The organism is Achromobacter pulmonis (genome assembly GCF_902859765.1).
GTDB lineage: Bacteria > Pseudomonadota > Gammaproteobacteria > Burkholderiales > Burkholderiaceae_B > Achromobacter > Achromobacter pulmonis.
This window is the reverse complement of sequence record NZ_CADIJV010000007.1, coordinates 126390-138860: the sequence shown is the minus strand read 5'-3', so window position 1 is coordinate 138860 and position 12471 is coordinate 126390. Positions and strand designations below refer to the sequence as shown.

At 67.1% G+C, this 12471-nt stretch carries 12 protein-coding genes; 6 read left to right on the top strand and 6 right to left on the bottom strand.

What is annotated here, in order from left to right:
- Positions 1 to 5: 5 nt before the first annotated feature.
- The 4 genes from HV701_RS08865 to HV701_RS08850 all read right to left on the bottom strand — a co-directional run bounded on the left by HV701_RS08865 (position 6) and on the right by HV701_RS08850 (position 4731).
- On the bottom strand, positions 6 to 710 hold the full coding sequence (locus tag HV701_RS08865; RefSeq protein WP_175132700.1) for an ABC transporter ATP-binding protein: 705 nt from the start codon (positions 708 to 710) through the stop codon (positions 6 to 8).
- Entirely contained in the window at positions 703 to 2484 is a 1782-nt protein-coding gene (locus tag HV701_RS08860; protein WP_175132699.1) for a branched-chain amino acid ABC transporter ATP-binding protein/permease, read from the bottom strand. Before HV701_RS08860 ends, HV701_RS08865 begins: the two co-directional genes overlap by 8 nt.
- A gap of 22 nt (positions 2485 to 2506) precedes the next feature.
- The gene (locus HV701_RS08855; RefSeq protein WP_175132698.1) at positions 2507 to 3373 is read right to left on the bottom strand and encodes a branched-chain amino acid ABC transporter permease; all 867 of its coding nucleotides are present in this window, start codon (positions 3371 to 3373) and stop codon (positions 2507 to 2509) included.
- Positions 3374 to 3531: 158 nt separating this feature from the next.
- Positions 3532 to 4731 carry an ABC transporter substrate-binding protein gene (locus tag HV701_RS08850; protein WP_175132697.1) on the bottom strand — a complete coding sequence of 400 codons (1200 nt, stop codon included), beginning with the start codon at positions 4729 to 4731 and terminating at the stop codon, positions 3532 to 3534.
- A gap of 332 nt (positions 4732 to 5063) precedes the next feature.
- Between HV701_RS08850 and HV701_RS08845 the strand changes: the two genes are divergently transcribed.
- From HV701_RS08845 to kce, 3 genes are read left to right on the top strand one after another with little or no spacing between them, the layout of a single operon-like run.
- Complete coding sequence (locus HV701_RS08845; RefSeq protein ID WP_175132696.1) at positions 5064 to 5846, top strand: SDR family oxidoreductase; 783 nt, start codon at positions 5064 to 5066, stop codon at positions 5844 to 5846.
- Positions 5846 to 6808: a 3-hydroxyacyl-CoA dehydrogenase gene (locus tag HV701_RS08840; RefSeq protein ID WP_175132695.1), complete on the top strand. Its 963-nt coding sequence runs from the start codon at positions 5846 to 5848 to the stop codon at positions 6806 to 6808. Before HV701_RS08845 ends, HV701_RS08840 begins: the two co-directional genes overlap by 1 nt.
- Positions 6801 to 7736, top strand: coding sequence for a 3,5-dioxohexanoate:acetyl-CoA acetone transferase (gene kce / locus HV701_RS08835; protein ID WP_175132694.1), 936 nt, complete (start codon positions 6801 to 6803; stop codon positions 7734 to 7736). The genes HV701_RS08840 and kce overlap by 8 nt, the downstream gene beginning before the upstream one ends.
- Before the next feature lie 96 nt (positions 7737 to 7832).
- Here kce and HV701_RS08830 read toward each other — a convergent pair whose 3' ends face one another.
- Positions 7833 to 8900, bottom strand: coding sequence for an iron-containing alcohol dehydrogenase (locus HV701_RS08830; RefSeq protein ID WP_175132693.1), 1068 nt, complete (start codon positions 8898 to 8900; stop codon positions 7833 to 7835).
- 9 nt (positions 8901 to 8909) lie between these two features.
- Positions 8910 to 9614 (bottom strand): GntR family transcriptional regulator, encoded by a 705-nt coding sequence (locus HV701_RS08825; RefSeq protein WP_175132692.1) that lies wholly within the window; start codon positions 9612 to 9614, stop codon positions 8910 to 8912.
- Positions 9615 to 9752: 138 nt separating this feature from the next.
- Between HV701_RS08825 and HV701_RS08820 the strand changes: the two genes are divergently transcribed.
- Genes HV701_RS08820 through HV701_RS08810 form a run of 3 tightly spaced genes read left to right on the top strand, consistent with a single transcriptional unit; the run spans position 9753 to position 12461 of the window.
- The gene (locus HV701_RS08820) at positions 9753 to 10610 is read left to right on the top strand and encodes a transketolase (protein WP_175132691.1); all 858 of its coding nucleotides are present in this window, start codon (positions 9753 to 9755) and stop codon (positions 10608 to 10610) included.
- Positions 10611 to 11597, top strand: a complete 987-nt coding sequence (locus HV701_RS08815; RefSeq protein WP_175132690.1) for a transketolase family protein — start codon at positions 10611 to 10613, stop codon at positions 11595 to 11597.
- Positions 11598 to 11651: 54 nt separating this feature from the next.
- Complete coding sequence (locus HV701_RS08810) at positions 11652 to 12461, top strand: shikimate dehydrogenase family protein (protein ID WP_175132689.1); 810 nt, start codon at positions 11652 to 11654, stop codon at positions 12459 to 12461.
- Positions 12462 to 12471 lie beyond the last annotated feature (10 nt).

Genomic DNA, 12471 nt, shown 5'->3' with positions numbered 1-12471 from the left:
GGGTTTCAATGGCCCAGATAGGCCTTCTTGACATGGGGATCGGCCAGCAGCTCGGCGCCGGTGCCGGTGCGCACGATGGCGCCGTTCTCCAGCACGTAGCCGCGATCGGCCAGGCGCAGGGTGCGGAACACATTCTGCTCGACCAGCAGCACCGTGACGCCGTGGGACGTGACGTCGCGGATGATGTCGAACATCTGCTGCACCAGCAGCGGCGACAGGCCCAGCGAGGGTTCGTCGAACACCAGCAGCTTGGGGTCGGCCATCATGCCGCGCGCGATCGCCACCATCTGCTGTTCGCCGCCGGACAGCGAGCCGGCGTATTGCCCCAGGCGTTCGCGCACCCGCGGGAAGATCTGCAGCACTTCCTCCAGCTTGCGCTGCACGATGGGGCGGGCGGCGCGCTTGTACGAGCCCATCAGCAGGTTGTCGCGCACCGTGAAATGGGGGAACAGCTGGCGCCCTTCGGGAATCATGGTGATCCCGGCGTCGACGATGTCGTAGGGCGTGCGGTTGGTCAGGTCCTGGCCCTCGAACTCGACCCGGCCGGCGGTGGCGGCGACCACGCCGCACAGCGTTTTCAGGGTGGTGGTCTTGCCGGCGCCGTTGGCGCCGATCAGCGTCACGATTTCGCCGGCCCGCACTTCGAAGTTCAGGCCGTTGAGCACCTGGCTCTTGCCATAGCCCGACGAAAGATCCGAAACCTTAAGCATCCTGGTACTCCTTGCCCAAATAGGCTTCGATGACGGCGGGGTTCTCGACCACGTCGCGGGGCGCGCCGCTCACCAGCACCGCGCCTTCGTTCAGCACGATGATGCGGTCCGACAGCGCCATGGTGGCCTGCATCATGTGCTCGATCAGCAGCACTGACACGCCCGAATCGCGGATGCGGCGGATCATCTGGATCGACTTTTCGATGTCGGTCGGGTTCAGCCCCGCCATGACCTCGTCCAGCAGCAGGATGCGCGGCCGGATCGCCAGGGCGCGGGCGATCTCCAGCCGCTTCATGCCGCCCACCGTGAGACTGCGCGCCTCGGTGTTCAGGTACTTGAGCAGGTCGGTTTCCTCGGCCACCTTCAAGGCGATCTGCTCGGCCTCTTCGCGGTCGGCGGTATGGATGAACGCGCCCAGCATGATGTTCTCCAGAACCGTCAACCCGGTGAAGGGCTTGGCGATCTGGAACGTGCGGCCCAGCCCGTGGTGGGCGAATTCGTCGGGCGTGCTGCACGAGACCCAGTTGCCCTTGGCATCCACCATCGACACCGCGCCCTTGTCCGGCGACAGGAAGCCGGACAGCAGGTTGAACACGGTGGTCTTGCCGGCGCCATTGGGGCCGATCATGCCGAGGATTTCGTACTGGTTCAGCGTCAGCGACACGTCATTGGTGGCGCGCAGGCCGCCGAAGCTCTTGAACAGGTTTTCGGCCTTGAGCACCGGTTGTTCGCGCCGCGTGGCATCGGTCGGACGGGCCTGCTCGGTCCGCTGGCGCCGGGCGCGCGGCGTGCCCAGGTAGGGCAGGCGCGCCAGCGCGCGCTCGATCGCCGGACCGAAGGCGCCGGCCAGGCCGCGCGGAATGGTCAGCACCACCGCCACCAGGATCAGGCCGTAGATCAGCCCATGCATGCCGTTGCCCACGCTCGACAGCCAGCCGCGCGCCAGCTCGGCGATCGGCAGCACCAGGAAGGTGCCGGCGATGGGGCCGGCCACCGTGCCCAGGCCGCCGATCAGCGCGAACATCGCCACCTGGATCGACAGCTCCAGCGAAAAAGCCGAGCTGGGGTCGACGAAGGTCAGGTAGGTGATATGGAAGGTGCCGATCACGCTGGTCAGCATGGCCGACACCACCGCCGCGATGATTTTGACGCGCACCGTGTGGATGCCGACCGCCAGCGCCGCGTCCTCGCGCTCGCGGATGGCGATCAGGTAGTGGCCGATGCGCGACTTGCGGATGTACCAGGATACCCAGGTCACCAGCAGGAACAGGCCGAAGGCGATGATCACGTAGTTGATCTTTTCGCGGAACACGATCCAGGTCCAGCCGATGTTCAACGGCAGGCTGATGCCGCTGGAGCCGCCGGTCCAGCTTTCTTCGTGGATCACCAGCAGCCGCACCACCTCCAGGATGGCGATGGTGGCCAGCGCGAAGAACGGGCCGCGCAGGCGCAGCGTGGGATAGCTGATCAGGATCGCCACGGCGCCGGAAATGACCGCGCCCGCCAGCATGCCGAACCACGGCGAGATGCCGAAGTTCTGCGTCAGCAGGGTGGCGGTGTAGCCGCCGATGCCGTAGAACACCGCGTGGCCCAGCGACAGCTGGCCGGCGTAGCCGCCGACGATGTTCCAGGCCACCGACAGCGCGGAAAAGACGAACAGCAGGACGAACAGGTTGGTCCAGAATGGCGTGCCGGCGACCACCGGCACGATGAACATGGCGGTCAGCAGAATCAGGCTGACGTAGGCTTTGGGGCTTCGAAAGTCGGGAAACACGTCTCGCTCCTTGTGGCTCTGATCACTCTGTGCCGACGCCGAACAGGCCGGTCGGACGCAGGACAAGGATCAAGAGGAAGATCCCGAAATAGACGACCTCTTTCAGGTCGGGGGCGATGTAGTAGCCGGCCAGGGTGTCGACGATGCCGATGATCATCGACCCGGCCACCGCGCCATACAGGCTGCCCAGGCCGCCCAGCACCACGATCACGAAGGCGGTCAGCACGAAGTACGTGCCCACCGTCGGGAACACCGGATACTGCGGCGCCAGCAGGCCGGCGGCGATGCCGACGAAGGCGGTGCCCAGGCCGAAGGCGATGGCATAGACGTTGTTGACGTTCACGCCCATCAGCGTGGCGGCGTACCGGTGCTGCGCCACCGCCCGCAGCGCGCGGCCCAGATAGGTGCGGTGCATGAACAGGTGCAGCAGCACGGCCAGGCCCAGGCCGACCACGAAGGTCACCAGCTGGCCGGTGACCATGGTGTAGTTGCCAATGTCGAGCGTGCTGGTGCCCAGTTGCACCGGGGCGCGGTACACGTTGGCGCCGAATATCACCAGCGCCAGGTTCAGCAGAATGGTGGAGACGCCCACCGTGGCGAAGATCTGGATGTGCTGGTCGGCATTGAGCAGCGGCTGGATGATGCCCTTCTGCGTCAGCGCGCCCAGCGCGAACAGGATGACCGCCACCGGCACCAGGCCGATGTACGGATGCACGCCGAACTGCGCCGCGATCAGGTAGACCGCGTACATGCCGATCATCAGGAATTCGCCGTGCGCGAAGTTGACGACGCGGACCACGCCGAAGATCAGCGTCAGCCCCAGGCTGATGATGGTGTAGGCGCCGCCCAGCAACAGGCCATTGATGACCAGTTGAATGAAGATATCCATGGTGCAACCTCTTAGAGCGGGGCTGGCCCCGGCGCCGCGCCGTCTTCGGCGGGGCCGGGGCCGCGGGCCCCAGTGAAACGCCGGACGCCCCCGAGCGTCCGGTTGCCGGCAAGTCGTCGCGGCCGGCGCGATGGCGTCATCGCGCCGGCCCTGGCGTTTTATTTCTTGAAGACGGGCTTGCCGAGCGCGAGGTTGTCAGGGGCGATGGTGACCAGCTTGCCGTCCTGCCACTGCATCACGTAGAACGTGGAGGCCTTGTTCTGGCCATCTTCGCCGAAATCGAAGCCCCAGCCGTTGGCGGTCTGGCCCGCCGGCTTCTTATAGGCCAGCACGGCCGCGCGGATCTTGTCCTTGTCGGTCGATTTGGCATTGGCGATGGCTGCGAAGAAGGCCTTGGCGCCGACATAGTTGGTCAGGCTGTGGCCCGATTGCGGGTCGCTCTTGTAGGTGGCCTTGTAGGCTTGCAGGAACTTTTCCAGGCCAGGCGCGCCGGCCGGGTTGATGGACGCCTGCGGGAAGTCCAGGTCGAACACGCCGTTCATGTCGGCGCCCACGGCCTTGGCGGTGTCGGCCAGCGAGTAGCCGCCGCCAGCGCCGATCACCACCTCGGGCTTGAAGCCGGCGGCGCGCGCCTGGCTGAAGTACAGGATGGCGTCGTTCTGGTACGCGGTCTGCAGCACCACATTGACCTTGGCGCCCTTCAGGCGCAGGATCAGCGAGGACAGGTCGACCGTCTTGGCCGAGTAGGGCAGCACTTCGGCCACGGTGTAGCCCAATTCCTGGGCGCGCTTTTTCTCGGTGGCGGCCACGTCGGTGCCGTAGGGGCCGTCCTCGTGGATGATGCCGATGCGGATGTCCTTGGGGTTCAGGCCCATGCCGGGCGCGATGATGTCATGCAGCGCATTGACCACCGCCACGCCGTACAGACCGGTGTTGGGGTTGCTGCGGAACAGGTACTTGTAGCCGCGCGTGGTGATCTTGTGGGCGGTGGCGCCCAGTTCGAAGTAGGGCACGCCGGCCAGTTCGGTCACGGGCGAGGCCGCGTACGAGATGCCCGAGGCGTAGCTGCCGAACACGCCCACCACGTTGGACGAGATCAGGCGCTTGGTTTCGGACACGGCCTGCGTCGGGTCCACCGCGTCGGCCTTGATGATCTGGATCTTCTCGCCGTTGATGCCGCCCGCGGCGTTGATCTCGTTGACGGCCAGTTCGAGGCCGCGGTAGCTCTCTTGTCCCAGCAGCGCCAGGGCGCCGCTGAACGGGAAGAGGGCGCCCACTTTCATGTCGGCCGCCGCGGTGCCGCTGGCCAGGACGCCGCACAGTCCCAGCGCGATGGCGAATTTATTGATCTTGAACACTGTCTACGCTCCTTTGTGGGTATGGGGTGCGGACTTTCTACTGTCTCGTCCGTCTGTTTTTAAATATATGATATATGGGCCGGAGGGGGTCAAAGACCTCGTCCTGGATTCTAGTGCCGGACTCGTCCGGCTGAATCGGGGATTTCCCTCAAGCCGCATGGATAAAGCGTTTCCAGGCGATTTTGTGGTGCCTTCCAGGCTGAATTCCGCTGTGCGGATGTTTATTTTCGGATACTTTCCGGGTTCCGCCGAAAGCAAGAAAACTCCCCTTCAAATCATATATCCTATATGATCAAAAGGCGTTTCAGCAGAAAAATCCAGGAGACAGGAGCATGTTCGAGGAAGTGGATTTCGCCGGCAAAAAGGTACTCATCACCGCCGGCGCCGATGGGTTGGGCCTGGAAATGGCGCAGGTGTTTCACCGGGCCGGGGCCGCCGTGCTGGTGTGCGACGTCAATCGCGAGCGCCTGGCGGCCTTGCCGGCCGAGTTGCCCGGCGTGCGGGCGGTATACGCGGACGTGTCGGATGAAGACAGCGTGGCTGCGCTGTTCGACGCCGTGCGCCAGCAGTTGGGCGGGCTGGACATCCTGGTCAACAACGCTGGCGTGGCCGGCCCCACCGGTTTCGTCGAGACCCTCTCCAAGACCGATTGGGACCGCACCCTGGCGGTCAACATCACCGGCCAGTTCCTGTGCGCGCGCCAGGCCATCCCGCTGCTCAAGCAGTCGCGCGCCGGCGTCATGATCAACCTGTCGTCGGCCGCCGGCCATCTGGGTTTTGCCGGACGCTCGGTCTACTCGGCCTCCAAATGGGCGGTGATCGGCTTCACCAAGTCGCTGGCGATCGAGCTGGGCGGCCACGGCATCCGCGTCAACGCCATCCTGCCGGGCGCGGTCGAGGGGCCGCGCATCCGCGCCGTGATCGACGCCAAGGCGCAAACGCTGGGCAAGCCGGTCGAGGAAATCGCCGCGCTCTACGAGAACCAGGCGGCGCTGGGGCGCATGGTGACGGCGCGCGACATCGCCAACATGGTGCTGTTCAACGCCAGCGAGGCCGCCCGCAGCGTGACCGGGCAGGCCATCGTGGTGGACGGCTTCACGCAGAAGCTCTATTGATGGCGGCCGATCCGCAGCGGCGCCGCGCCGCCATCATCGGCACCGGCCTGATCGGCCAGGCCTGGGCCATCGTGTTCGCGCGCCAGGGCTGGCAGGTGCGCCTGCATGACGTCAACGGCGCCATGCTGGCCGAGGCTGGTACGCTGATCCGGCGCCAGCTCGACCAACTGCAGGCGCACGGCCTGCTGCGCGACGCGGCGGCCGCCGCCGCCCGCATCGAGGTGGCGGCCAGCCTGCCCGAGGCGCTGGCCGGCGCCCGCTACATCCAGGAGAACTCGCCCGAGCGGCGCGACCTCAAGCGCGAGCTGTTCGCGCAGTTGGACGCGGCGGCCGAACCGGACGCGATCATCGGCAGTTCCACGTCCAGCATCCCCGCCAGCGAATTCACCGAAGACCTGCCCGGCCGCCACCGCTGCCTGGTGGCGCATCCGGTCAATCCGCCCTACCTGATCCCGGTGGTGGAGCTGTGCCCGGCGCCCTGGACCAGCGCGGCCGTCATGCAGGCGGCGCGCGACATCATGCTGGACATTGGTCAGAAGCCGGTGACGATGCGGCGCGAGATCGAGGGCTTCATCCTCAACCGCCTGCAGGGCGCGCTGCTGCACGAGGCCTTCCGCCTGGCCGCGGCCGGCATCGCCAGCGCCGAGGATATCGACACCACCGTCAAGGACGGCCTGGGCCTGCGCTGGTCGTTCATGGGACCGTTCGAGACCATCGACCTGAACGCGCCCGGCGGCATCGCCGACTATTGCGCGCGCTACGGCGGGCTGTACCAATCCATCGGCGCCACCCAGCGCGAAGCCGTGCCCTGGGACGGCGCGCGGGTCGAGGCCCTGGCGGCCGAACGGCGCGGCCTGCTGCCGGCCGATGAGCTGACGGCGCGCCGCTACTGGCGCGACGAACAACTGATGCGCCTGATGCGCCACAAGCAACAGCAAGACAACGGAGACGAAAATGGCTAAAGCCAAGCAGAAAGTCGTGATCACCTGCGCCGTGACGGGCGCCATCCACACGCCCAGCATGTCGCCGCACCTGCCGGTGACGGCCGACGAGATCGCCGAGGCCGCCATCGGCGCGGCCCGCGCCGGCGCCGCCGTGCTGCACCTGCACGCGCGCGACCCCGAGACCGGCAAGCCGTCGCAGGACCCGGCGCTGTTCGAGCCGTTCCTCAAGCGCATCAAGGCCGAGACCGACGCCATCATCAACATCACCACCGGCGGCAGTCCGCACATGACGGTGCAGGAGCGCATGCGCCCGGCCACCACCTTCAAGCCGGAACTGGCGTCGCTGAACATGGGTTCGATGAACTTCGGCCTGTTTCCGATGCTGGGCCGCTTCCAGGACTTCAAGCACGAGTGGGAGCGCGAGCACCTGGAGAACAGCCGCTCGCTGATCTTCCGCAACACCTACCAGGACATCGAATCGATCCTGGAACTGGGCAACGCCAACGGCACCCGCTTCGAGTTCGAGTGCTACGACATCAGCCACCTGTACAACCTGGCGCACTTCGTCGATCGCGGCCTGGTGAAGTCGCCGCCGTTCATCCAGTCGGTGTTCGGCATCCTGGGCGGCATCGGCCCGCATCCGGAAGACCTGATGCACATGAAGCGCACCGCCGATCGCCTGTTCGGCAATGAATACGAATGGTCGATTCTGGGCGCCGGCCGCAACCAGATGCCGCTGGCCACCATCGGCGCGGCGATGGGCTCGAACGTGCGGGTGGGGCTGGAGGATTCGCTGTGGATCGGACCGGGCCAGTTGGCCGAGTCGAATCGCTCGCAGGTCGAGCGCATCCGCACCATACTGGAAGCGCTCAACCTGGAGGTGGCCACGCCGGCCGAGACCCGCGCCAAGCTGGGTTTGAAAGGCGGCGACAACGTGGCGTTCTAGCACGCGCCGGCCGCGCCGGCGCCGCGTGTCGGGGTGACGCCTCGGCGCGGCGCCGGGTTCGCGGGCCATGGCGCCGGGCGGATGGCCCGGCGCGGGTCAGGCGTGGCGGCGCAAAGCGTCGACGAGGGTCTTGATGTCCAGCGGACGATCGAAATTGGCGGCATGGCGCGCGGCTAGCGTCAGTTCGGCGGCCTGCGCCAGTTCGGCCGCGGACGGCGCGGGCGCGCCCAGTGCCGCCAGCGTGGTCGGCAGCCCGACCTGTTCGTACCATTGCGTCAGGGTAGCCAGCATGCCGTCCTGGCGCGCCTCCAGGTCGAGCTGCACCAGCAGGCCGACGGCCACCAGCAGCCCGTGCGGCGCGCTGGCCAGGCCGTTGATCTGCGGCAGGCCGCGTGTCAGGGCGTGGGCGATCGACAGGCCGCCGCTCTCGAAACCCAGGCCGCTCATCAGGATCATGGCTTCCACCGCGCGTTCAAAGGCGGGCGTGGGCTGGCCGCTGCCGGCGGCCGCCAGCGCGTCGGCGCCGTCGGCCAGCAGCGTGCGCAGGCAGCCGTCGGCGATCAGTTGGGCCGTCAGCGGCGGGGCGCCGTCGTACATGTTGCGCCCGCCGTTGCGGGCGCATTGTTCGGCCTCGAATTTCTTGGAGATGGCATCGCCCAGGCCGGCGCGAAAGAACGCGGCGGGCGCGGTGGCGATGACGGCGGTGTCGACCAGCACGATGGTCGGGTTGAACAGCATGTGCTCGACCGCCAGGAGGTTGTGATGGGCGTCGTACAGCACGTAGTTCTTGCTGGTGGGCGCGTCGTTCGAGGCGACCGTGGGCACGGTGACGAGGTGGCAGTGTCCGGCCTTGGCCACCGCCTTGCCGGCGTCCAGCGCCTTGCCGCCGCCCACCGCGATCACCATGTCGATGCCGGCGGCCGCGGCCTGCGCGCGCAGCGCCGCGATCGACGCGGGCGTGATGTCGCCTTCAACCGGCAGGGCCGTCAGCGCCACGCCGTGGGCGCCGCACAATGCTTCGATTCTCGGGCCCAGCACGCCCTGCACGTAACGGTCGATGACCAGGGCGGCGCGGCGGCCGAACAGGGCGGCGTAACCGCCCAGTGCGTCGAGGGCGCCGGCTCCCTGGATGTAGCGGCCGGGAGCACCGAAAATCTTCAGCATCGAATCTTCCTATTTGCGAGGCCCGGGCGGGCGGTAGTCGAGTTCTTTTTCGCGTTCGACCAACCAGTCGATCATGATCTTGCCGCCCCACACCAGGTCGGCCTGGATCGCCTTGGTGGCGGCTTCGGGGTCGCGCGCCTCCAGCGCGGCCAGCACCGCTTCGTGGCGGTGCTCGTCCTGGGAATAGTCGAGCCCGGCGGTCTTGACGTGGAACACCTTGAGGATCGGGCCGGTGATGACCCAGAACGATTCCACGGTGTTGCGCAGGATGGGCTTGTTGCTGGCTTCCAGAATGCCGAAGTGGAACTTGCGGTTCAGGTAGCTGGCGCGCTTGGGGTCGGTCGAGGTGCAGGAGATGAAGTCCTTCTGCAGCGCGATCAGGTTGTCCAGTTGCTTGCGCGTGATGTTCCTGGCGGCCTCGGCCGCGCCCATGCCTTCGAGATGGAAGCGGATCTGCTGGATCTCGCGCAGCTTTTCCGAATTGACGTAGGGCACGTAGACCGCGGTGGCGGCCTGCATTTCCAGGCCCTGTTCGCTGATGAGGCGGAAGATGGCCTCGCGCACGGGCGTGATCGAGACGCCCATTTCCTGGGCCAGCTCGCCAATGATGAGGCGCTCTCCGGGTTCGTACTGCCCGTTGATCAGGGCACTGCGGATCTCGTTGTAGACCTTGACGGAGAGGTTCTCTTTTTTTACCGGTTTCAGGCTGGGCATGACGGTCGAGGCTTGCGGGTTCGATGGAATGGGGGCAAGCCGTGAAACGGCGCCCGGCTGAATTCTATCCCGCCCTGGCCAATTCAAGCGCGATGGGTATATTATATATCATATATTCTAATGCGCGGAGGAGACGCCATGCGCCAGGACCGGGGTGACCCCACAGAAGACGAGTTGCGGAGGCTGCGGGAAAAGGCCCGTCATATCCGTTTGGAAACCATCCGGCTGATCGAGATCGCCAAGGTCGGGCACTACAGCTCGGTGTTTTCATGCGCCGAGATCTTTGCCGCGCTGTACTACGACGTGATGCGGCTGCGGCCGGGCGAGCCGGCCTGGCCGGACCGCGACCGCTTCCTGATGGGCAAGGGCCACGCGGCGGTAGGGCTGTTCCCGGTGCTGGCCGACCACGGCTTTATCCCGCATGCGCTGCTGGACGGCTACACCCGCCTGGGCAGTCCGCTGGGCGACCATCCCGACATGACCAAGGTGCCGGGGGTGGATTTCAGTTCCGGCTCCATTGGCCACGCGCTGTCCAACGGCGCCGGCATGGCGCTGGGCGGCCGCATGAGCCAGCGCGACTTCAACGTGTTCGTGATGCTGGGCGACGGCGAGATGCAGGAAGGGCAGGTGTGGGAAGCGGCGCTGTTCGCCGCGCATCACAAACTGTCGCGCCTGGTCGCCATCATCGACCGCAACGGCTACCAGCTCGACGGCAAGGTTGACGACGTGATCGGCGTGGAATCGCTGCGCGACAAGTGGCAGGCCTTCGGTTGGGAGGTGCACGAGGTCGACGGCCACGACCTGGTGGCGCTGACCGCGCTGCTGCGCCGCCTGCGCGCCGACCAGGCGCGCGCGCGGCCCGCCTGCGTCATCGCCAAAACCATCAAGGGCAAGGGCGTTTCCCATATGGAAACCGAACCTGGCTGGCATCTGGGCTACTTGGCGCCGCAGGACGCGCAGGCCGCCATCGACGAAATCATGACCCGCGAGATCTGAATGGCACAGGCACAGACGCTTTCCCCCGATTCCTGGCAGTACCGCGCCCTGAACGCGGTGAACCCCGGGCTGTCGTATCTTTCCGACGCGCTGATCGAGCTGGCGCGGGCCGGGCATCCGGTGGTGGCCGGCTCGGCCGACCTGCAATATTCCAATGGCCTGAACCGCTTCGCCTCGGCCTACCCCGACCGCTACGTACAGTTCGGCATTTCCGAGCAGAACATGGTGTCGGCCGCGGCCGGCCTGGCCACCACCGGCGCGATGCCGTTCGTGGCCACCTTTGCCTCGTTCCTGGGCTTGCTGTGCTGCGAACAGATCCGCATGGACGTGGCCTATACCAAGCTGCCGGTGCGGCTGATCGGCCATCACACCGGCATCAGCCTGGGCTTCTACGGCACGTCGCACCACGCCACCGAAGACATCTCCACCATGCGCGCCATCGCCGGGCTGACCGTGGTGTCGCCGGCCGACGGGCCGCAACTGGCGGCGGCCATCAAGGCCTCGGCGGACTGGCCCGAGCCGATCTACTTCCGCATCGGCCGCGGCCGCGATCCGCAGGTCTATGACGACGGCACGTCGTTCACCTTCGGCCGCGCCATCGTCCATTCTCGCGGCAGCGACCTGAACATCATCGCCTGCGGCATCACGCTGCACGCGGCGCTGGAGGCCGCCGCGCGGCTGCGCGAAGATGGCCTGTCGGTAGGCGTGATCGACATGCCGACCCTCAAGCCGCTGGACCGCGAAGCGGTGCTGGATGCGGCCGGGCAGGCGCGCGCGCTGCTGACGGTGGAGGAACACAATGTCATGGGCGGCCTGGGCTCGGCGGTGGCCGAGGTGCTGGCGGACGCCGGCAGCGGCACGCGCCTGCGGCGCCATGGCATCTACGACGAATACAGCCTGATCGCGCCGCCTACCACGCTGTACGCCCATTACCGGCTCGACGGCGCCGGCATCGAGGCGGTGGCGCGCGAACTGCTGCAGCGATAGGGCATGGCGGCATTGAAAGGCGCCCGGCGCGGCGCCACGACACGGAGACAAGCAATGAAGGAAATCAGCGGCAATACCCGCCTGTTCGGCATCCTGGCCGACCCGATCTATCACGTCAAAACCCCGCAGCGCCTGAACGAGCATTTCGCCCGCATCGGCTTCGATGGGGTTTGCGTGCCGTTCCATGCGCGGCCGGATAACCTGGCCGAGGTGGTGGCCGGGTTGCGCCGGCTGGAGAACCTGGGCGGCCTGATCATCACCATGCCGCACAAGGCGGCGATCCTGGCGCTGGCCGACGACGCCACGCCGGTGGCGCGCAAGATCGGCGCGGCCAATGTGGTGCGGCGCGAGGCCGACGGCCGCCTGGTGGCGCACATGCTGGACGGCGAGGGCTTCGTGCGCGGCCTGCGCACGCACGGCGTGGCGCCCGAGGACAAGAGCGCCTATCTGGCCGGGGCCGGCGGCGCGGCCAATGCCATCGGCTTCGCCCTGGTGCAGGCGGGCGTGTCGCGGCTGACCATCGCCAACCGCACGCCGGCCAAGGCCGAGGACCTGAAGGCGCGCATCCTGTCGCTGCATCCCGGGGCCGACATCACGGTCGGCACGGCCGATCCGGCGGGCCATGACCTGGTGGTCAACGGCACTTCGCTGGGCATGAAGCCGGACGACGCGCTGCCGCTGGACACGGCGCGCCTGACGCCCGACCAATTGGTGTGCGAGGTCATCATGCAGCCGGCCGATACGCCGTTGCTGGTGGCGGCGCGGGCGCGCGGCTGCAAGGTGCACTACGGCGCGCCGATGCTGGCCGGGCAGATCGAGCTGATGGCGGAAATGATGGGCGTGGCGCCGGCCGCGCGGGCATGAGGCGGCGACG